21 protein-coding genes are annotated in these 18,308 nt (G+C 65.2%); 11 read left to right on the top strand and 10 right to left on the bottom strand.

The window, feature by feature from the left end; translation table 11 throughout:
* The first annotated feature begins 15 nt into the window (after positions 1 to 15).
* Together AB0N24_RS01485 and AB0N24_RS01490 are read left to right on the top strand one after the other, a co-directional pair.
* Positions 16 to 651 carry a TetR family transcriptional regulator C-terminal domain-containing protein gene (locus AB0N24_RS01485; RefSeq protein WP_364119442.1) on the top strand — a complete coding sequence of 212 codons (636 nt, stop codon included), beginning with the start codon at positions 16 to 18 and terminating at the stop codon, positions 649 to 651.
* Between the two features lie 58 nt (positions 652 to 709).
* On the top strand, positions 710 to 1,321 hold the full coding sequence (locus AB0N24_RS01490; RefSeq protein WP_364119445.1) for a hypothetical protein: 612 nt from the start codon (positions 710 to 712) through the stop codon (positions 1,319 to 1,321).
* Between the two features lie 40 nt (positions 1,322 to 1,361).
* Here the strand turns inward: AB0N24_RS01490 and AB0N24_RS01495 are convergent, their stop codons facing one another.
* Positions 1,362 to 2,213, bottom strand: a complete 852-nt coding sequence (locus AB0N24_RS01495) for a hypothetical protein (protein WP_364119448.1) — start codon at positions 2,211 to 2,213, stop codon at positions 1,362 to 1,364.
* A gap of 56 nt (positions 2,214 to 2,269) precedes the next feature.
* Positions 2,270 to 3,301 carry a 2,3,4,5-tetrahydropyridine-2,6-dicarboxylate N-succinyltransferase gene (dapD, locus tag AB0N24_RS01500; RefSeq protein WP_364119451.1) on the bottom strand — a complete coding sequence of 344 codons (1,032 nt, stop codon included), beginning with the start codon at positions 3,299 to 3,301 and terminating at the stop codon, positions 2,270 to 2,272.
* Between the two features lie 50 nt (positions 3,302 to 3,351).
* Here dapD and dapE point away from each other — a divergent pair, with 50 nt between their 5' ends.
* Positions 3,352 to 4,476, top strand: a complete 1,125-nt coding sequence (gene dapE, locus AB0N24_RS01505; protein WP_364119454.1) for a succinyl-diaminopimelate desuccinylase — start codon at positions 3,352 to 3,354, stop codon at positions 4,474 to 4,476.
* A gap of 64 nt (positions 4,477 to 4,540) precedes the next feature.
* Here the strand turns inward: dapE and AB0N24_RS01510 are convergent, their stop codons facing one another.
* The 4 genes from AB0N24_RS01510 to AB0N24_RS01525 all read right to left on the bottom strand — a co-directional run bounded on the left by AB0N24_RS01510 (position 4,541) and on the right by AB0N24_RS01525 (position 7,856).
* Positions 4,541 to 5,398 (bottom strand): amino acid ABC transporter permease, encoded by an 858-nt coding sequence (locus AB0N24_RS01510; RefSeq protein ID WP_364119457.1) that lies wholly within the window; start codon positions 5,396 to 5,398, stop codon positions 4,541 to 4,543.
* Positions 5,395 to 6,045, bottom strand: coding sequence for an amino acid ABC transporter permease (locus tag AB0N24_RS01515; RefSeq protein ID WP_364119460.1), 651 nt, complete (start codon positions 6,043 to 6,045; stop codon positions 5,395 to 5,397). Before AB0N24_RS01515 ends, AB0N24_RS01510 begins: the two co-directional genes overlap by 4 nt.
* A 97-nt stretch (positions 6,046 to 6,142) precedes the next feature.
* Entirely contained in the window at positions 6,143 to 7,030 is an 888-nt protein-coding gene (locus AB0N24_RS01520; RefSeq protein ID WP_364119463.1) for a glutamate ABC transporter substrate-binding protein, read from the bottom strand.
* Positions 7,031 to 7,100: 70 nt separating this feature from the next.
* The gene (locus AB0N24_RS01525; protein WP_043429919.1) at positions 7,101 to 7,856 is read right to left on the bottom strand and encodes an amino acid ABC transporter ATP-binding protein; all 756 of its coding nucleotides are present in this window, start codon (positions 7,854 to 7,856) and stop codon (positions 7,101 to 7,103) included.
* Positions 7,857 to 8,020: 164 nt separating this feature from the next.
* On the opposite strand from AB0N24_RS01525, the gene AB0N24_RS01530 reads away from it, so the two are divergent.
* From AB0N24_RS01530 to AB0N24_RS01545, 4 genes are all read left to right on the top strand, one after another.
* Complete coding sequence (locus AB0N24_RS01530; protein ID WP_364119466.1) at positions 8,021 to 8,842, top strand: TIGR00730 family Rossman fold protein; 822 nt, start codon at positions 8,021 to 8,023, stop codon at positions 8,840 to 8,842.
* A 23-nt stretch (positions 8,843 to 8,865) separates the two neighbouring features.
* A complete protein-coding gene (locus tag AB0N24_RS01535) occupies positions 8,866 to 9,225 on the top strand; it encodes a DivIVA domain-containing protein (protein WP_364119468.1) in 360 nt (119 codons plus the stop codon).
* Between the two features lie 50 nt (positions 9,226 to 9,275).
* On the top strand, positions 9,276 to 10,505 hold the full coding sequence (locus AB0N24_RS01540; RefSeq protein WP_364119732.1) for a hypothetical protein: 1,230 nt from the start codon (positions 9,276 to 9,278) through the stop codon (positions 10,503 to 10,505).
* Between the two features lie 243 nt (positions 10,506 to 10,748).
* Positions 10,749 to 10,916: a DUF3117 domain-containing protein gene (locus AB0N24_RS01545; protein ID WP_009357720.1), complete on the top strand. Its 168-nt coding sequence runs from the start codon at positions 10,749 to 10,751 to the stop codon at positions 10,914 to 10,916.
* 52 nt (positions 10,917 to 10,968) lie between these two features.
* On the opposite strand, the gene AB0N24_RS01550 is transcribed toward AB0N24_RS01545, so the two are convergent.
* Positions 10,969 to 11,601 carry an O-methyltransferase gene (locus AB0N24_RS01550; protein WP_104172170.1) on the bottom strand — a complete coding sequence of 211 codons (633 nt, stop codon included), beginning with the start codon at positions 11,599 to 11,601 and terminating at the stop codon, positions 10,969 to 10,971.
* Between the two features lie 312 nt (positions 11,602 to 11,913).
* Between AB0N24_RS01550 and sigE the strand changes: the two genes are divergently transcribed.
* The 3 genes from sigE to AB0N24_RS01565 all read left to right on the top strand — a co-directional run bounded on the left by sigE (position 11,914) and on the right by AB0N24_RS01565 (position 14,168).
* Complete coding sequence (gene sigE / locus AB0N24_RS01555) at positions 11,914 to 12,543, top strand: RNA polymerase sigma factor SigE (RefSeq protein ID WP_309975721.1); 630 nt, start codon at positions 11,914 to 11,916, stop codon at positions 12,541 to 12,543.
* A gap of 8 nt (positions 12,544 to 12,551) precedes the next feature.
* The gene (locus AB0N24_RS01560; protein ID WP_364119473.1) at positions 12,552 to 13,685 is read left to right on the top strand and encodes an anti-sigma factor; all 1,134 of its coding nucleotides are present in this window, start codon (positions 12,552 to 12,554) and stop codon (positions 13,683 to 13,685) included.
* Between the two features lie 81 nt (positions 13,686 to 13,766).
* Positions 13,767 to 14,168 carry a Sec-independent protein translocase TatB gene (locus tag AB0N24_RS01565; RefSeq protein ID WP_104172173.1) on the top strand — a complete coding sequence of 134 codons (402 nt, stop codon included), beginning with the start codon at positions 13,767 to 13,769 and terminating at the stop codon, positions 14,166 to 14,168.
* 37 nt (positions 14,169 to 14,205) lie between these two features.
* On the opposite strand, the gene AB0N24_RS01570 is transcribed toward AB0N24_RS01565, so the two are convergent.
* From AB0N24_RS01570 to AB0N24_RS01580, 3 genes are read right to left on the bottom strand one after another with little or no spacing between them, the layout of a single operon-like run.
* Positions 14,206 to 15,333, bottom strand: coding sequence for an Mrp/NBP35 family ATP-binding protein (locus AB0N24_RS01570; RefSeq protein ID WP_364119477.1), 1,128 nt, complete (start codon positions 15,331 to 15,333; stop codon positions 14,206 to 14,208).
* A gap of 11 nt (positions 15,334 to 15,344) precedes the next feature.
* The gene (locus tag AB0N24_RS01575) at positions 15,345 to 16,067 is read right to left on the bottom strand and encodes a DUF1003 domain-containing protein (protein ID WP_104172175.1); all 723 of its coding nucleotides are present in this window, start codon (positions 16,065 to 16,067) and stop codon (positions 15,345 to 15,347) included.
* Positions 16,048 to 17,331 (bottom strand): CBS domain-containing protein, encoded by a 1,284-nt coding sequence (locus tag AB0N24_RS01580; RefSeq protein WP_364119480.1) that lies wholly within the window; start codon positions 17,329 to 17,331, stop codon positions 16,048 to 16,050. Before AB0N24_RS01580 ends, AB0N24_RS01575 begins: the two co-directional genes overlap by 20 nt.
* Before the next feature lie 76 nt (positions 17,332 to 17,407).
* Between AB0N24_RS01580 and AB0N24_RS01585 the strand changes: the two genes are divergently transcribed.
* A complete protein-coding gene (locus AB0N24_RS01585) occupies positions 17,408 to 18,292 on the top strand; it encodes a general stress protein (RefSeq protein WP_364119483.1) in 885 nt (294 codons plus the stop codon).
* Positions 18,293 to 18,308: the final 16 nt, after the last annotated feature.

An 18,308-nucleotide genomic window follows, 5' to 3' on the forward strand; every position in this document is an offset into this window, starting at 1 on the left:
TGCTAAATAATAGGGGTGCCTAAAATCGTTGATGCCGCAGTCCGGCGACAGGAAGTTGTTGAAGCAGTCTTCAGGATCATCGCCGCGGACGGGCTGGAACGGGCCTCCCTGCGTGAGGTCGCTGATGAGGCCGGACTTGCGGTGGGTTCCGTCCGCCACTATTTCGCCAGCAGCGACGAACTCCTTGCCCACTCCTTCGGTGTTGTGGTGGACCGGATCACCGCCCGGCTGGACGCAGCCCGGGAGGACCTCATGCACCTGGCCCCGGGTACGGCGGAGCACAGTGAAGGAGTGTTAACACTGCTGGGCCAGTTCCTGCCGCTCGACGAGGAACGTGCCGTGGACGCTTGTGTCTGGATGGCGTTCAAGAACGCGGCAAGGATCAGGCCCTTTCTGGCCGCCGAGGCTGACCGCAGCCACCGGGCCGTAGCCGCCGTTGTGGGGTGGCTCATCATGGAACTTCGGGCGCCCGGGGAACTGGACGACGACGGTCACCAGTTCCTGGTCACGGAAGCGGAGCGGCTGCTCGCCACACTGGACGGCCTGACGATGCACGCCCTGCTGCAGCCGGAATGGATGACCGCGGAAATGTGCCGGGACGTGCTGGCATCCCACCTGCAGAGCCTTGTCGAGTCTCCAGCCGCCCATTAACGTCGGTAGTCATCAGGAATACACTGAGACAGTAAACAAGCCAAGGGAGGCCATTCGGATGCACCACACAGGCGGTCCTGGCTGGCGAATCACTATGGACACCTCGGGTCCGATGCTCATTGCACTGTACGTTCGCGACGCCGCCGGACTCGACAGTGCGGGGCGTCCGGCGCTTTGCCACATGGCGCCGAAGATCCGTCCGGTGGACCACGCCAATCTCACGTCCGAAGTAGGCGGGATCAGCGCCCTGAAGACCGAGTGGGAGGCCTGGTGGGAGCAGCTGCTCAAGGCGCATCCCCAAATGGCCCCCGAAGTGGCCCCTCCCGGGTTTGACGCATTTGGCAACTCGCCGGCCCTGCGCCGTGTACTGCAGGCGCACTTCGGTTCTGCCCTGACCTGGGCAAGGGAGCGCCGCTCCGAATACGCAGCCATGGAAGCCGAACGCGAGGCCAGCGGCGCCCCGCAGCTTCTCGGCGACATGGTGGAGGACAGACTGCTTGAAGTGGGCCGGAGCTCGCGGGATTTCACGCTCACGATTATCGAACTCCCGCTGACGGAACCGCGGGCCTGGTACCTGGAGCCGGACAAGATCATCATGAGCAATGAACTCCTGACCCAGCCGGAGGTGTTCCGGAGCTACGTCCAGCCGGTGGTGGAACTGCTCGTCTGAGCACCGACTGCAGCAGGGACAGCCCCGTCAGTCAGCCCGGTCAGGGAGTCCCGGCTGCGACCGTCACCGTGACCTGGCCCGGTTGCCCGTCGGAAGCCTGCCAGCCGTTCCGTGACTTCCGGTCCCAGCTGAGTTCTCCGACGTCGACCTCCGTCACGGACAGGGATTTCGCGTTCGCCACCGCCCACTGCCCAACGGCCCAGGCCTGGCTGCCGCTCACGTCCAGCACGATCGTGCTGCCGTCCGCGGTCGCCGGGACATTCCCGAAGGCTGCTGTCAGTTCGCCAACGACAGACTGGGCGTCGCCGGGCCCTTCCGGTGACTTGAGCGTGCAGTCCAACGCTTCCGTGGACTGCCCGGTCAGGGCGGAGGCAAACGCCCGGCCCATGTCCTCGTGCTGTGCATAGGCCTGCGGGTAGGCCGAGCGCTGGACCTGCTGGGCGGCGGCCGTGATTTCCAGGGACTCGTACCCGGGGATCTTCACCAGGGCGTCGTAGAACGCGCCGGTCGCATAGTAGGGGTCCATCACCTGTTCCTCGGTGCCCCAGCCCTGTGATGGCCGCTGCTGGAACAGTCCCCGGGAATCCGGCCCGGCGTGGTCGCCGTGTTCGATGTTGCGCAGCTTCGACTCCTGCATGGCGGTGGCCAGGGCGATGCTCGCCGCGCGCGGCGGCAGCCCCCGGCGCACCGCGACGGCGGTGATCAGGGCGGCGTTTGCCGCCTGGTCGGTTGCCAGTTCGGCCTTTGCGGAACCTACAGCGGCAGTGCACATTTCGGCAACGAGCGTTTCCGATCGCTGGATAAAAGCCACTGCCGTGTAGATCCCGCCGACAACCAGGGCCAGGGCCAACCCCAGCACTAGCAGGCGGCGCAGGCCACGTTTCCGTGACACGGGGCTACTCCCTCAGGCCCTCGACGGGCCGGTTGAACATCTGCGGGCAGGCGTAATCAGTTGGCGTGGAGTGCCTCATTGAGTTCAACGGTCTGGCCCTTGCGGGGGAGCACCTCGACGGCTCCGCTCGTGGAATTGCGGCGGAACAGGAGGTTGGGAACCCCGGAGAGCTCCACGGCCTTGACCACCTTGGTGGTGTCCTCGCCGTCGGCATCCTTCGGGCCGACCAAGCGGACACGGGTTCCGGCCGTGACGTACAGTCCGGCCTCCACCACCGAGTCATCACCGATGCTGATTCCGACGCCGGAGTTGGCGCCCAGCAGCACGCGTTCGCCCAGGGAGACCTTTTCCTTGCCGCCGCCGGACAGGGTGCCCATGATCGACGCGCCGCCGCCGACGTCCGTGCCGTCGCCGGCCACAACGCCGGCCGAGATGCGGCCTTCGACCATGGATGTTCCCAGGGTTCCGGCGTTGAAGTTGACGAAGCCCTCGTGCATCACCGTGGTGCCTTCGGCCAGGTGCGCACCGAGCCGGACGCGGTCGGCGTCGGCGATGCGGACGCCCGCGGGCACCACGTAGTCCACCATGCGCGGGAACTTGTCCACGCCGTAGACAGTCACGGCACCGCGCCGGCGCAGCTTGGCCCGGGTCAGTTCGAAGCCCTCGACAGCAGCCGGGCCGAAGTTCGTCCAGACGACGTTGGGGAGCTTTCCGAAGATGCCGTCCAGGTTGATGGTGTTGGGCTGGACCAGGCGGTGCGAGAGCAGGTGCAGGCGGAGGTAGGCATCGGCGGTGTCGGCGGGAGCCTCGTCCAGGTGCACCTGGACGAAAACGACCTGCTGTTCGGTGCCGCGGTCCGCGTCGGTGCCGGCTGCGGCGATCTCGGCCAGCACCGGATCCGCGTTCCCGACGTCCCGGAGGCTGTCCGCCGCGGTTCCAAGGGACGGCGCGGGGAACCAGACATCCAGCACCGTGGCCTCGCCATTGCGGGTGGATATGGTGGCCACACCGTAGCCATAGGCGGAGCGGGCGTCGGCGGATGCGGAATTGTCAGCGGGCACGGCGGAAGCAGCAGCGGTTTCAGTCATGGCTCCAGTCTATCGAGAGGCGGGAGCAGGACTCGAACTAGACTGTGATCGTGACTGCTCAAACCGCCTCCGCCCACCTGGACCTCCGCCAGGACGTTGCCCTCCTCACCGCTGCGCTCATCGACATCAACAGTGTCTCGGGCAATGAGACGGAGCTGGCCGACGCCGTCGAACATGCGCTGCGGAGGATTCCGCAGCTTGACGTCGTCCGCGACGGCGATTCAATCATTGCCCGTACCGCCCTGGGGCGGCAGGAGCGGGTCATCCTGGCCGGACACCTGGATACGGTGCCCCTGCCGACCACCGAAGGGTCCCTCGGCACCGTCCCCTCCTTCTGGCCGTCCGGCGCACCGGGGGAAGGGCTGCTGTATGGCCGCGGCACCACGGACATGAAAGGCGGCGTCGCGGTGCAGTTGGCGCTGGCGGCGTCGATGTTCGACGGCGGCGCGGAACCCAGCAAGGACGTCACCTTTGTGTTCTACGACCACGAGGAAGTGGAAGCGGTCAAGAGCGGGCTTGGACGGCTGGTACGAAACCACGGCGGATTGCTCCACGGCGACTTCGCAATTCTGCTGGAGCCGACCCATGGCACCGTCGAGGGTGGCTGCAATGGCACCAGCCGTTTTGAGGCCACCACGGTGGGCGAGGCCGCGCACTCCGCGCGTGCGTGGATGGGCAGCAACGCCATCCACGCGGCGGCACCCATCCTTGCCCGGCTGGCAGCCTACGAACCGCAGACCATCAACGTGGACGGCCTGGACTACCGCGAAAGCCTCAACGCTGTGAAGATCAACGGCGGCACGGCGGGTAACGTCATTCCGGACCGGTGCGTGGTGGAGATCAACTACCGCTTCGCCCCGGACAAGACGCCTGACCAGGCGGAAGCACACGTCCGTGCACTCCTGGAAGGCTTCGACGTCGTCCGCACGGACGCCGCCGCTGGCGCGCGGCCGGGGCTCAACCACCCTGCCGCCGCGTCCTTCGTGGCCGCGGTCGGAGCTGAGCCCAAGCCCAAATACGGCTGGACCGACGTCGCGCGTTTCAGTGAACTGGGAATTCCCGCCGTGAATTTCGGCCCCGGTGACCCGCTGCTGGCGCACAAGGACAACGAACATGTGGACGCGGAAGCCGTCCGCGAATGCCTCCGGGCGCTGCGGACCTGGCTTTCGGCCTAGCCCCCAAACAAGAGGGTCCGCAGCCTGCAGGCTGCGGACCCTCTTGCTTGTCTGGTGGATGCTGCTATTTGGGTTCCCGTACTTCCGGCAGTTCCGGTGCAACGACGGCGGTTGGCGCCTTGGCCACGCCACCGGCGGTTTTGTTGGAGCCGCGCCGTTCGATCCAGATTGCGAGCCGGGAAACGCAGATGTTGATCACAATGTAGATGGCGGCAGCCACAAAGAAGATGGGGAACAGGAACGCGTTACCCAGGAAGTCCGCCATCACCTGCACCGCGCGCAGAAGTTCGCCGTACGCCACGATGTAGCCCAGCGAGGTGTCCTTCAGGAGCACCACCAGTTGGGCAACCAGCGACGGCATCATGCGGCGGACAGCCTGCGGCAGTTCGACGAGCATCCGGGACTGGAAACTGGTCAGGCCGATGGTCAGGCCGGCCTCCCGCTGTCCCTTCGGCAGTGATTGGATGCCGGCCCGGATGATCTCCGCGAAGATAGCGGTGTTGTAGAGGACAAGCCCCGTCACCACCGCGACGAAGGAACTCGTCCCGAATACCAGCAGAACGAAAAGCATCATCAGGACAACCGGCATGCCGCGGAGGAATTCCAGGACCACGCGGGCCGGAACCCGGATCCAGGCGATCAGCGAGATGCGCAGCAGGCAGAACATCAGGCCGAGGGGGAACGCGATCACTGCGGCTAGGGCGGCGGCGGTTAGCGTGGCGCCGAGGCCATTTCCAAGCAGCATCCAGACGTCGCCCCGGGTGAAGATGGCCCAGCGGCGGCCTTCAAAAATGCCCTGCTGGGCGAGAGTCATGACGATCCATGCCAGGAGGCCCAGGATCAGCACGGTTCCAACCACGGAACCGATCAGTGAGACCCGGCGCGCTTTGGGGCCGGGAACGTCGTAGAGGACTGAAGTCATCGGGCAATCGCCACCTTTCGTTCCACCGTGCTGGCAACGATGCCCAGCGGAATGGTGAGGAGCAGATAGAAGAACGCAACGCCCAGCAGTACTGCCATGACCTGGTCACCGTTGGCGTTGGCCATTTGGCGGCCGTAGCCGAACAGTTCCAGTACAAAGAACGCGCCGGCGACGGAGGAGTTCTTGACGAGGGCGATCAGGATGTTGATCAATGGCGGGATAACGGTCCGCAGCGCCTGCGGAAGGATGATGAGGTTCAGGACCTGGCCGAAATTCATGCCGATACTGCGGGCGGCCTCCGCCTGGCCAAGAGGGACGCTGTTAACGCCTGAGCGGACTGCTTCGGCGATGAAGGCCGCTGTGTAGGCGCTGAGGGCGATGATCGCTGCAACCTCGAACTGCTGGAATGTCACGCCGAGGCGGGGCAGGACGATAGCCGCAAAAAAGAAGGCAATCGTCAGTGGGGTATTCCGGAGGATTTCCACGTAGACGGTGCTGAATCCCCGAAGGGCCGCAACGGGGGAGACACGGGCTGCTGCCAGCAGTGTTCCGAGGATGAGGGCGATGATCCCGGAGACGACGGACAGGAAAAGGGTGCGGAGAAGGCCTTCCCAATAAAGAGGGAGGTTTTCAATGATGACTTCCATGGGATCCTTCGGCTCTAGGCATAGGGGGTCAAAAAGCAGGGTGGCGGCTTCCGCGGAAATGCGTGCAACGAATTCCCCCGGAAGCCGCCGTTGCTACCTAGTAACGGTTGATGGCCGGAAGTTCCGGGGCAGTCTTGATGACGGAGCCGGCGGTTGCTTCCCAGGCCTTCTTGTAGGACCCGTCCTTGCCGAACTCCTCCAGCTGGTCGTTGATCCAGTTGCGGAACACGGTGTCGTCCTTCTTCAGGCCGATGCCGTAGGGCTCCTTGGTGAAGGTTTCGTCCGAGGCCAGCTTGAAGGCGTCAGGTTCCTTGTCCACGAAACCGGCGAGGATCACGTTGTCCGTGGTCACGGCTTCGACCTGCTTGTTGCGCAGCGGCTCGAGGCAGGCGGAGTACGTAGCGGCGGGAACGAGTTCTGCTCCGTACTTTTCCACGATGGTGGCTGCGGGGGTGGAACCGGTCACGGAGCAGACCTTCTTGCCCTTGACGTCTTCGGGCTTCTTGATGGAGTCGTTGTCCTTGTTGACCATCAAAGCCTGGCCGGCCTCGTAATAGGGCCCGGCGAAGCTGACGACCTGCTTGCGTTTGTCGTTAATGGTGTACGTGGCGATAACCAGATCCACCTTGCCCTGTTCGATGAACGGTTCGCGGTTGGCCGAGACGGTCTCCGACCACTCGATCTTGTCCGCTGCGATCCCCAGCTTGGCGGCAATCAGCTTGCCTATTTCGACGTCAAAGCCGATCGGTTTGCCGTCCAGGCCAACCTGGCCGAACAGCGGCTGGTCGTACTTCGTGCCGATTTTGATGGATCCCGCGGAGGCGAGCTTTTCCATGGTGCTGCCGGCTGCGAAGGTGGGCTTCTGGGCGACGGTGGGGTCGCTGGTGGTGCCGGTGCCGCTGCCGCCGCAAGCGCTAAGTGTCAGGGCGAGGGCTGCTGAGGCTGCAACCACAAAGGACTTCCGTCGTGTCAAAAATGCCTTCATGACATTACCTTTCATTGGGCGGCCACTGTGGTGGCCTGGGTGCGAACTGAGTGGGAGCGATCCCGGGGAATCAGTGAGTGAGGAGCTTGGAGAGGAAGTCCTTGGCACGGTTGCTCTGCGGGTTCGTGAAGAATTCCTCAGGCGTCGCGTCCTCGACGATCTGGCCGTCGGCCATGAACACCACGCGGTCGGCGGCTTTGCGGGCGAAGCCCATCTCATGGGTGACCACGATCATGGTCATCCCTTCCTTGGCCAACTGGATCATGACGTCAAGGACTTCGTTGATCATTTCCGGGTCAAGGGCCGAGGTGGGCTCGTCAAAGAGCATGACCTTCGGCTTCATGGCCAGCGCCCGGGCGATCGCCACACGCTGCTGCTGGCCGCCGGAGAGCTGCGCCGGAAGCTTGGGGGCCTGGTGTCCGACGCCGACGCGTTCCAGGAGGGCCATGGCATCCTTATCGGCCTGCGCCTTGGGCACACCCTTGACCTTGATCGGGCCCAGGGTGACGTTCTCCAGGATGGTCTTGTGCGCGAAGAGGTTGAAGGACTGGAAGACCATTCCGACGTCGGCGCGCAGCTTGGCGAGTTCCTTGCCTTCCTCCGGGAGTTCCTTGCCGTCGATGGCGATCTTGCCGTCATCGATGGTTTCCAGGCGGTTGATGGCCCGGCAGAGTGTGGACTTACCGGAACCTGACGGTCCGATGACCACAACAACTTCGCCCTTGCGGACGTTCAGGTTGATGTCCTTGAGTACGTGCAGCTGGCCGTAGTGCTTATTCACGGCTTTCAGGGAGACGAGAGCATCGCCGGGCACTTGAGTAGTCATAAGAGAGAATCTAGCGAACATTAGCGAGATATGACGGTAATCACTCCAAGTTCCTACAGATCGTAATTCAAGAGATACCTGCTGGTCAGCGGCTTGACGGCTGGCTGCCATGGGTTCGGACCTGCCGGACAGACGGGCTTGGAGAAGCGCGCTAGCCTTGGTGGATGAGTACCGATCCGCAGTCTTCTCCCACTCCAGTACCTCCCATTGCCGCCCGTCACAAGGGTCCGCTGGAGCTTCGCCGTAAACAGGCGGCCGTGGAGATGTCGGACCAGCACCTGCTGGATACCAAGGGGCCAGGTCAGTTTGTCCACACTGATCCGTGGCGGGTGCTCAGGATCCAGAGCGAGTTCGTGGAAGGTTTCGGGGCCCTCGCCGACCTCGGGCCGGCCGTCAGCGTTTTCGGCTCCGCCCGCACCAAGCCCGGCTCCGCCTACTACGAGCTGGGCGTCGAGGTGGGCCGCAAACTCGCTGAGGCCGGGGTTGCCGTTATTACCGGCGGCGGGCCGGGCTCGATGGAGGCCGCGAACAAGGGTGCCGTCCAGGGCAACGGAGTGTCTGTGGGGCTCGGCATCGAGCTGCCGTTCGAGCAGGGCCTCAACCAGTGGGTGGACCTAGGCATCAACTTCCGCTACTTCTTTGCGCGCAAGACCATGTTCGTGAAATATGCGCAGGGGTTCATTGTGCTGCCGGGCGGGCTGGGAACCCTGGACGAACTCTTCGAGGCCATGGTGCTGGTGCAGACCCGCAAGGTCACCTCTTTCCCCATCGTGCTGCTGGGCACCGCCTTCTGGGGACCGATGCTCGAGTGGATCAGGGGCACGCTGGTGGAAGACGGCATGATTTCCGAGAAGGACCTTGGGCTCATTCAGGTCGTTGACGAGCCTGCGCATGCGGTGGACCTCGTCATCCATGGCGCAATCCGTCCGGCGCCGGGAACCAGCAGCAGCAACGGCGGGCCGAACGGCAACCAGCGCCCTGAATAGCGGCTGCGCCGACGTCTGGCACGATGGATCCTGTGAGTTTCTTCCTGATTTTCCTTGCCATCGCGCTGATCGGTGCCGCACTTTTCTTCGGAGCCGATTTCGCGTCGGGTCTTTTTCGGCGTCGGCGGCGCGGCAGCTCCGCGCTTTTGGACGGATTCGACGAACCTGTCGCCTCGCTGCCTCCGGTGCTTCTTCCCGCTGAAGCCCTGCCCGCCGACGTCGACCGGGTCCGTTTTGCCCTTGGGCTCCGGGGTTACCGCATGGACCAGGTTGACCAGGTGCTGGACGAACTCCGTGATCAGATTGCTGCCAAGGACCGCGAAATTGAACGGCTGCGCGCGGAGCTCCATGCACCGGCGCAGCCTGGGGAGAGCGGGCCTTGAGCCGACCGGACACTTCCGCCGGGCAGGAGGCGCCCGGGAGCTACCCGGCGCTGAACGGCCTTGTGCGGAGAAGTGTCGCGTCCATTGCCGCCCGTTCGGGTACGTGGCCTTGGTGGGCGCAGGCGGCCTGCGTCTACGCCGCTGCGCGGATTGTCAGCGCCTGCATATTCATGGCGGCTGCCCTTCACCAGGGGGTCAATCCCTGGTTTCCCGCCAAGCCGGATTACTGGAACTTCATCAACATCTGGGATGCCCGCTGGTACGGCGAAGTACTCCGGAACGGGTACCCCAGCCAACTGCCGGTGGACGAAAGCGGCAACGTCCAGGAGAACGCCTGGGCGTTCTACGCGCTGTTCCCGATGTTGGGCAGGGCGCTGTCGGCCATGACGGGGCTGGACCCCGCACTGGCCCTCACCTTCATCGCGATGGCGGCGGGGCTGGGCGCAGCCCTGGTGGTGTACTGCCTCTTCCGGCAGAAGGCCGGCCACCGCACGGCGATGTGGGCGGTGGCCTTCTTTTCCGCCTTCCCCGTGGCGGCGGTGCTCCAGGTGCCTTATGCCGAATCCCTCAACCTCCTGCTGCTGGCGTCGGCCCTGCTGCTCGTGATGCAGCGGCGGTATCTGTGGGCCATGCCTGTCGTTGTGCTGATGTGTCTCTCCAGGCCAACGGGGGTGCCGTTCGCCGCCATGGCCGGAGGGCTGCTCGCCTACCGCATGTGGCAGCGGACCCGATCCGGCCCGGACAACACCGGCCCGCTGCCCCACAACGGACGTGAGCTTCTTTCCCTGGCAGCATTGGCAGCAGTCAGCGGACTCAGCGCCCTGATGTGGCCTGCCATCGCATGGGCGGTGACCGGGGACCCCGCAGCCTATACCAAGACCGAAACCGTCTGGCGCGGCCACGACCTGGTGCCTTTCAAACCGTGGTTCGATACCGGGATCCAGCTTTTTGGCCCAATGCTGGGAATCCTTGCGCCGTTTGTGTTTGTGGCCCTCTTCGGGCTTCTGATGACGTCCCCGCCGGTGGTGGCGCTCGGGGCCGAACTGCGGCTCTGGTGCGTCTGCTACATGGGGTACCTGCTGGTGTTCCTGCACCCCCAGACCAGCACGTTCCGGATGCTGTTGCCGCTGTTTCCGCTGGCGCTGAGTGCGGCCCTGCTGTCCCGTTCGCGGGCCTACCGCGGGGCGGTGGTCACCATGTTCGTGCTGCTCCAGATCGTCTGGATCGTGTGGCTGTGGGCCTGGGCGCAGCTGCCCGGCGGGGGAGACTATCCGCCGTGAGCCGAACGGCCGCTATGACGGCGGCCACAATTTTCCAAGCGATGAAGAAAGTCCATCAATTAGCTACAGGTGGGTAATTACAGGATAATAGGGGTTAAGCATGAACAAATTGCATTGACCATTGCATTCAGAACTGTTCAGCCATGGCGGCCGCTGCTAGGCCGCCAAGGCGGCTTGTTTGACGACGCGGCCACAGCCCGCCCGGGCTGGTAGGTCCTGGGACTATTGGAGGGGATTTTCCTCATGGCGGCTATGAAACCACGCACCGGCGACGGCCCTATGGAAGTAACCAAAGAGGGCCGCAGCTTGATCATGCGTGTGCCGCTCGAAGGCGGGGGGCGGCTTGTGGTCGAACTTAACGCAGCAGAGGCGGCAAACCTAAAGGAATGCCTCGTCGGCGTTACCGAATAGTTTTGGTGGGGAAGGGCCCGCAGCCGGAAGTTCAAAGGCTGCGGGCCCTTCCTTATTTCTTGACCGCTACTAGGAGTCCGTCGCCGGTGGGGAGCATGGCCGAGGCCAGGCGATCGTCGTCGCGGATTGACTTGCCCACCTGGCGAAGAACCGCGGTGGTGGAATCCCGGGCTGCCGGGTTGGCCACCCGGTCCTTGTCCAGTGCGTCGTTGATGATCAGGAGACCGCCGGACTTCAGCAGCCGGATAGCCTGCTCCACGTACCCCGGAATGTTCGGCTTGTCCGCGTCGATGAACACCAGGTCATAGGCGCTGTCCGTCAGGCGCGGCAGGACGTCTCCGGCCCGGCCGGAAATGGTGCGGGTACGGTTGGCGGGGCTTCCCGCTTCCTGGAAGGCCTCCCTCGCAGCCCGCAGATGTTCCACGTCGACGTCGATGGTGGTCAGCACCGCCTGGGGGCCGAGCCCGCGAAGCAGGCAGACGCCGGACACGCCCGCCCCGGTGCCGATTTCCACGGCCGTCTGCGCCTTGGAGGCCGCCGCCAGTACCGTCAGGACCGCTCCAACCCCCGGTCCCACCGGAGTCACACCGAGCTCAAAGGAGCGTTCGCGAGCATGCAACAGGACTTCATCCTCGGCAGGCAGATCTTCTGCATAGGACCAGCTCGTGGACTTATCGGCGCTCATGAGGATTCGCTTTCTGGGCGGCAGGGGGGATTGTTTCTAACAGCGTACTGTGTCCGGCGGTGCCCGCACCGGAGGTGACGGCGCGGCAGGCTGTGGCTAGCCGCGGATGTGATCGGGACCACGATTCACATCCCGGGGCGCGTTTGTTTCCGCCCAAGGCTGAAGCCCGGCGAAAGTCAGGAAATTCCCAGCCAACTTTGAAATGATGGTTATCCGCTCATCCAGGAGGTGATCGGCGCCGAAGCACTGGTGTCAGTCCGACTGGTGCCAGAACCGCCCAGGCGTTTGTACCATCCACGAGGGGAGTGGACGATGTCAGCATCAGTTGTGGCACCTGTCCCGGCAATTGAAGATCCAGTCGCACAGCCGGAAGCCGAGTGGGTCAGGCCAACATGGGAAGAAGTGGTTACAAACCACTCCGCCAAGGTCTACCGGCTTGCCTACCGCCTGACCGGCAACAAGTACGACGCCGAGGACCTCACCCAAGAGGTGTTCGTCCGCGTCTTCCGGTCACTGGAGAACTTCAAGCCCGGCACGCTGGACGGCTGGCTCCACAGGATCACCACCAACCTCTTCCTGGACCAGGCCCGGCGCAAGAGCCGCATCCGTTTTGATGCCCTCGCTGACGACGCCGAATCCCGGTTGCCCGGCCGCGAACCCGGCCCGGAACAGAGCTTCGAATTCAACAACCTGGACCTTGACGTGCAGGCCGCCCTGGAGGAACTGCCGCCGGACTTCCGCGCCGCCGTCGTCCTCTGTGATCTGGAGGGCCTGTCCTACGACGAGGTCGCCGAGGCCCTGGGTGTCAAACTCGGAACCGTGAGGTCCCGCATCCACCGCGGCCGCACGATGCTCCGGGAGAAGCTGGCCCACCGTGATCCCCGGACCAGGCAGTCCCTCAAGCCGCGGCTCAAGATGCCGCGCATCGCCGGCATCCTCTGATCGGCTCCATGGGTCAGCTGAGAAACCTGCTGCGTGGCCTTGGAGGCAACTGTTCGCGCGGATTCCTGCCATGGGGCAAGCGCGGACGCAGCGCGAAACACATGGAATCGTGCCCCGAATGCGCGTCCCTTCTGTGGCGTGAACGCCAATACCTTGAGCGCATGCGGCGCGCGGCGATCCCTGCCGCCAGCGACGACCTGACGGCCAGGCTGCTGGCCCGGACGCAGCACCTCGCCATGGCGTCTGCTTCCCCGGCTGCGCGGCCGCCCGTTCCTGCCTCGCCGGCCGTAAAGGTGCTGGGCCTCGCAGCAGGCGGAGCCGTGGCGGCGGCAGGCGTGGTCGCCGGGGCCGCCTACTTCCTGGCCGGCGACCCCAGGCCCGTGGCAGCAGGTGTTTCCGCAGAGTCGTTCCAGCAGCAGGCGGCCACTTTCGGGCTTCAGTCGTCGGATGGCGTCATCCCGCCCGGTGGTGCCGCTTCTCCCGGCTCTGTTTCCCCGGACGACGTTTCCCCCGACACCGGCTCAGGTAGTGCCGGTTCGGGAAGTGTCGCGCCGCTGGGGACGGCAGGCATGCTGACGTCCGCGGAACTCCAAAGCCTCCGGGCGCGGGGATGGTCCTGCCCGGAGCTCCAGGCAATGGGGTTCCACGTGCTCTGGGCGCGGCGTGAAGCCGTCTCAGGGCAGGGCGTCCTGGAGCTGAGGCTAACGGACGGCAAGCACTTCGCCACCGTGTTGGAACAGCACCCGCAGGTCCGCCCGGCGGATGGTTTGCCGTCTGCGGCAGCGGCCTCCTCTCCCACGAACATCCTGACGGGCCGTCCTGCCGCCGAAGACGGGTTCGTGCCCGCGCCGGAAAGCGGCGTGCCTGCCGGCGGGCTGTTGTGGATCAACGCATCCGCCCCGTGGAAGGCCATCTATCAGGCCTCCGATGTGACGTTCACCTATATCTCGGATCTCCCCGCGGAGGCGGCCGACGACGGGGTTGCGGAGCTGATCGGCTCGGTCTCCGCGACGGCCGCGCCCAGCCTTGACCGCGGACCGGCCGGTCCCGGAACGGACCAGGTTGCCGCGGCCGCGCCCGAGGCACTGCCTGCGCGGCTGCAGCGCGGACTGGGGCGCATCATGGAGCTTTTTACACCGTGAGCCGTCCGTCCTTCGTAGCGTGCGCCCTGCGGTCCGCGTCCGAATCGTCACCAGACTGCCGGAGAGGGTAATCTTCCTAAAGTGTTTGGAATCAACGGCCCGGAGTTTCTCCTTCTGCTGATCATCGGCGTCCTGGTGATCGGCCCCAGCCGGCTGCCCGAATACACCCAGAAACTGGCGAACCTGGTGAAGGAAGTCCGCCGGATGGCATCCGGCGCGCGGGAACAGATCAAGGACGAAGTCGGCATCGACATCGACGATGTTGACTGGAAGAAATACGACCCGCGCCAGTACGATCCCCGCCGGATCATCAAGGAAGCGCTGCTCGACGACGACACCAAGCCCGTCAGCGCCGGTGCCCCCGCAGCGGTTGCGGCAGTAGCCGCAGCCTCCGCCGCGTCCTACGCCGAAGAACGTCCGGCACGCGTCATCGAGCGGCTGGCCGACGGCGAGCGGGCTCCCTTCGACTCCGAGGCCACCTAAGCCGGGATTTGGACTGCCCCAGTCACGCGCGCAACAATCACCGCGGTTGGAGGCCCAGTTTCATCCCCGTCAAACCGCGGGGCCTTGCCGCCAGCATCCCCGCAATCCCCGTCAGTGCCTTCGCCGCCGGAGTCTCCGGCCGGCCGAGCACAATCGGTTCGCCCGCGTCGCCGCCCTCGCGCAGCAGGATGTCCAGGGGAATCTGGCCCAGCAGCGGGACCTCCGCGCCCACGGTCGCGCTCAGCCGCTCGGCGAGGACAGTCCCGCCGCCGCTGCCGAACAGTTCCATCCTGCCGCCGTCGGGCATTTCAAGGTAGGACATGTTCTCCACGATGCCCGCAACGGACTGCCCCGTCTGGGTGGCAATGGCGCCGGCACGTTCGGCGACGTCAGCGGCCGCCGTCTGCGGGGTGGTCACCACCAGGATCTCGGCCTTCGGAAGCAGCTGTGCCACGGAGATGGCGATGTCCCCGGTTCCCGGAGGCAGGTCCAGGAACAGGGCGTCCAGGTCGCCGAAGTAGACGTCGGTGAGGAACTGCTCCAGGGCACGGTGCAGCATGGGCCCGCGCCAGGCCACCGGCTGATTGCCCTTGACGAACATTCCGATGGAAATGACCTTCACCCCGTAAGCGACCGGCGGCAGGATCATGTCGTCCACGCGGGTGGGGGACTGGTCGATGCCCATCAGTGCCGGCACGGAGAATCCGTACACGTCAGCGTCGATAATGCCGACGCGCAGGCCCTGGGCGGCCATGGCGCAGGCGAGGTTCACCGTGACCGAGGACTTGCCCACCCCGCCTTTGCCGCTGGCCACCGCGAACACCTTCGTGAGGGAGCCGGGCTGGTTGAACGGGATTCCCCGCTGTCCTCCAGGTCCGCGAAGCTGCTCCTTCAGTGCATCGCGCTGCTCCTGCGTCATGACCTTCAGCTCGACGTCGACGCCCGTTACGCCCGGCACGGCCGACAGCGCCGCCTCGGAGTCCGCGGTGATGGTGCCGCGCAGCGGACAGCCGGCGATGGTGAGCAGCACCACGAGCCGGACCAGGCCGTCGTCGGCGATTTCCACGGACTCCACCATGCCTAGTTCGGTGATGGGGCGCCGCAGTTCGGGGTCGATGACAGTGGCCAGTGCAGCGTCCACTGCCTGGGCCAGGGGGGTGCTCATGCAGTCAGTGCTCAGCTTTCGGGGGAATTGAGGTGCGCGGGATAACCGGGCTTGTCCGGCTTGACCTTGGGGATCTGCTGGGTGCGCGGATTGCGCTGCTTGTCGCGGCGTTCCTTCAGCTTCTCTTTGACTTTGTCCTTGGGCGACTCGTGGCTGCCGGCGCCGGACGGATCATGGGTGCGGAGTTCCTCCTGCGCCTCCAGCATGTCCTCGAGGAGGCTGCGGAGCTCCGCGCGGACGTAGTCGCGGGTGGCGACCTCGCGGAGCGCGATGCGGAGGGAGGCCAGCTCCCTGGTGAGGTACTCGGTGTCGGAGAGGTTGCGTTCGGCGCGCTGCCGGTCCTGCTGGAGGGACACACGGTCGCGGTCGTCCTGGCGGTTCTGTGCGAGCAGCAGCAGCGGGGCCGCATAGGAAGCCTGGAGGGACAGCATCAGGGTCAGCAGCGTGTAGCCCAGGGCCTGCGAGTCGAACTGCCATTCCTCGGGCGCGAAGGTGTTCCAGACCAGCCAGAAGACGCAGAAGATCGTCATGTAGACCAGGAAGGTCGGCGTGCCCATAAAACGGGCAAAGCCTTCCGTGGCATGGCCGAACGCATCGGGATTGGGCGAGAACTTGGGAAGAATGCGCTGGCGTCCGCTCAGGGGCGTGTCGAGGCTGCCTTTGCCCGCGGCCTTGCTGCCCGGCCTGGTGTTGGAGCTTCGTGCGGAGGTGTTCTCAGCCAATGCGGCCTCCAAGCTTCCTTATCGGGGCGTCGTCCTCGTGGGCGCGCCAGTCATCGGGCAACAGGTGATCCAGCACGTCATCAACGGTCACCGCCCCCACAAGGCGTCCGTCGGCGTTGACCACAGGAAGTGAGTTCAGGTTGTAGGTGGCCAGGGTCCGTGCCACCTCGCTGATGTGTGCCTGGTCGGAGACAGGTTCGAGGGTCTTGTCCACGAGGTTGCCCAGTGGTTCGGGCGGAGGAAAGCGCAGGAGCTGCTGGATGTGGACCACACCCAGGAACCGTCCGGTGGGCGTCTCCAGCGGGGGCCGGGCAATGAAGATCGACGACGCCAGGGCCGGCGAGAGTTCCTCGCGGCGGACGTGGGCCAGGGCCTCGGCCACGGTGGCCTCGGGCGGGAGGATCACCGGAACAGGCGTCATGAGGCCGCCGGCGGTGTCCTCGTCGTACTCGAGGAGGCGCCGGACATCCTCGGCACCTTCGGGCTCCATCAGCTGCAACAGTTCCTCCGCCTGGGCCGAGGGAAGTTCGGCAAGGAGGTCAGCGGCGTCGTCCGGGTCCATCTCTTCAAGGACGTCGGCGGCGCGGTTAACGTCGAGGGCGGAGAGGATCTCCACCTGGTCGCCTTCGGGCATCTCCTGAAGGACGTCGGCGAGCCGTTCGTCCTGGAGTTCGCTGGCCACCTCGAAGCGGCGCTTGTCGCTCATCTCCTGGAGGGCTTCGGCGAAGTCGGCCGGTTTCAGGCCCTCGTGTGTCGCGACGAACTGGGTGGCGGCCTGGGGCTCCGTCCTGGCACCCTGCTGCGCGTCGGCCCAGTCGATGATCATGGTCTCGTTGCGGCGGAGCCGGCTCAGCGGCGAGAGGGAGTGTCCGCGGCGCACGAACAGCTTGCTGACGAACCAGTCGCCGGAACGGTGCCGGTCCATGGCGATGTCCTCGATGGTGGCGTCGCCGCTGCCGTCGGCGAGGGTCACGCGGCGGTCGAACATCTCAGCCACCACGAGGGTTTCCGCGCCGCGCTGTTCGAAACGGCGCAGATTGACCAGGCCCGTGCAGATGATCTGGGTCTGGTCGATCGAGGTGATTCGGGTCATCGGCACGAAGACGCGCTTCTTGCCGGGTACTTCCACCACGATGCCCACCACGTGTGGGGCGCCACGGGTTCCGCGGGAGAGCACGACAACATCGCGCAGCCTGCCGAGCCGGTCGCCCAGGGGGTCGAAGACATCCAGTCCGAGAAGGCGCGCAACAAACACCCGCGAAAGATTTGTGCTCACGTGTACAGGCTACCGAGTCTGCTCTCTTTTAGCTGAATTTCAGCCTGCGTACAGCCGGATGGGCAAGAATGGATGTATGTCAAACATTTTTGGTGCTCCCAAGGCCGGTGTCCCAAACGGGCCGGACGAATTCCGCACGGTTCCGTCCGGGGACACCGTCGGTTCGTATACCTCCTACCTGGATGCCCAAAAGGCGGTGGATTACCTTGCGGACCAGCAGTTTCCAGTCCAGCTGGTGTCCATCGTGGGTAACGACCTGAAGATGGTGGAGCGCGTCACCGGCCGCCTGAGCTACCCCCGGGTGGCGTTGTCGGGCGCACTAAGCGGTATGTGGTTTGGCTTGTTCGTGGGCGTCATGCTGTCATTCTTCTCGCCCACCGGCGGCTACTTCTCGATTGTGACCTCGGTGCTCATGGGTGCGGCGTTCTTTATGCTCTTTGGCATCGTGACCTACGCAATGCAGCGCGGGAAGCGCGACTTCACCTCAACCAGCCAGGTGGTGGCCACCAACTACGACGTCGTGGTGGCCTTTGAGGCTTCCCATGAGGCGCGGCGCATGCTGCAGCAGCTGCCCATGACCACTTCGGATGCGTCCACCGGGGCCGCAGCGTACGGCCAGCGGGACAACCAGAACCAGCCGTTCCAGCAGCCCGGACAACAGCATGGGCCGCAGCAGGGAACAGGGCCCCAGCGGCCCGCCGGCTGGAACGATCCCTACGGCCAGAGGACGCCGGAAACCGGGAACCAGCCGTCCACCGGCGCCCACGCAGCCGGAGCCCCGGGTGCCGGACCGCAGGCTGCTGCCGAGGAACACCCCCAACACCGCGCGGCTCCCACGCCCCCCGTCCGTTACCCGGACCTGCCCGACGGCAGGCCGCAGTACGGTGTCCGCGTAACCGATGCGCCCAAACAGGAGGAAAGCCCCAAGCAGGGGCCGTCCGAGGGCGACACGCAGAAGTAGCCCGGGGACACATATG

This window comes from Arthrobacter sp. NPDC093128 (genome assembly GCF_040683875.1).
Lineage (GTDB): Bacteria > Actinomycetota > Actinomycetes > Actinomycetales > Micrococcaceae > Arthrobacter.

Excerpts from the sequence above, each read along its gene's own strand:
- AB0N24_RS01490 (WP_364119445.1), top strand. The coding sequence starts at position 710 with ATGCACCACACAGGCGGTCCTGGCTGGCGAATCACTATGGACACCTCG.
- dapD (WP_364119451.1), bottom strand. The coding sequence starts at position 3,301 with ATGACTGAAACCGCTGCTGCTTCCGCCGTGCCCGCTGACAATTCCGCA.
- AB0N24_RS01510 (WP_364119457.1), bottom strand. The coding sequence starts at position 5,398 with ATGACTTCAGTCCTCTACGACGTTCCCGGCCCCAAAGCGCGCCGGGTC.
- AB0N24_RS01515 (WP_364119460.1), bottom strand. The coding sequence starts at position 6,045 with ATGGAAGTCATCATTGAAAACCTCCCTCTTTATTGGGAAGGCCTTCTC.
- AB0N24_RS01520 (WP_364119463.1), bottom strand. The coding sequence starts at position 7,030 with ATGAAGGCATTTTTGACACGACGGAAGTCCTTTGTGGTTGCAGCCTCA.
- AB0N24_RS01525 (WP_043429919.1), bottom strand. The coding sequence starts at position 7,856 with ATGACTACTCAAGTGCCCGGCGATGCTCTCGTCTCCCTGAAAGCCGTG.
- AB0N24_RS01530 (WP_364119466.1), top strand. The coding sequence starts at position 8,021 with ATGAGTACCGATCCGCAGTCTTCTCCCACTCCAGTACCTCCCATTGCC.
- AB0N24_RS01535 (WP_364119468.1), top strand. The coding sequence starts at position 8,866 with ATGGATCCTGTGAGTTTCTTCCTGATTTTCCTTGCCATCGCGCTGATC.
- AB0N24_RS01545 (WP_009357720.1), top strand. The coding sequence starts at position 10,749 with ATGGCGGCTATGAAACCACGCACCGGCGACGGCCCTATGGAAGTAACC.
- AB0N24_RS01550 (WP_104172170.1), bottom strand. The coding sequence starts at position 11,601 with ATGAGCGCCGATAAGTCCACGAGCTGGTCCTATGCAGAAGATCTGCCT.
- sigE (WP_309975721.1), top strand. The coding sequence starts at position 11,914 with ATGTCAGCATCAGTTGTGGCACCTGTCCCGGCAATTGAAGATCCAGTC.
- AB0N24_RS01560 (WP_364119473.1), top strand. The coding sequence starts at position 12,552 with ATGGGTCAGCTGAGAAACCTGCTGCGTGGCCTTGGAGGCAACTGTTCG.
- AB0N24_RS01570 (WP_364119477.1), bottom strand. The coding sequence starts at position 15,333 with ATGAGCACCCCCCTGGCCCAGGCAGTGGACGCTGCACTGGCCACTGTC.
- AB0N24_RS01585 (WP_364119483.1), top strand. The coding sequence starts at position 17,408 with ATGTCAAACATTTTTGGTGCTCCCAAGGCCGGTGTCCCAAACGGGCCG.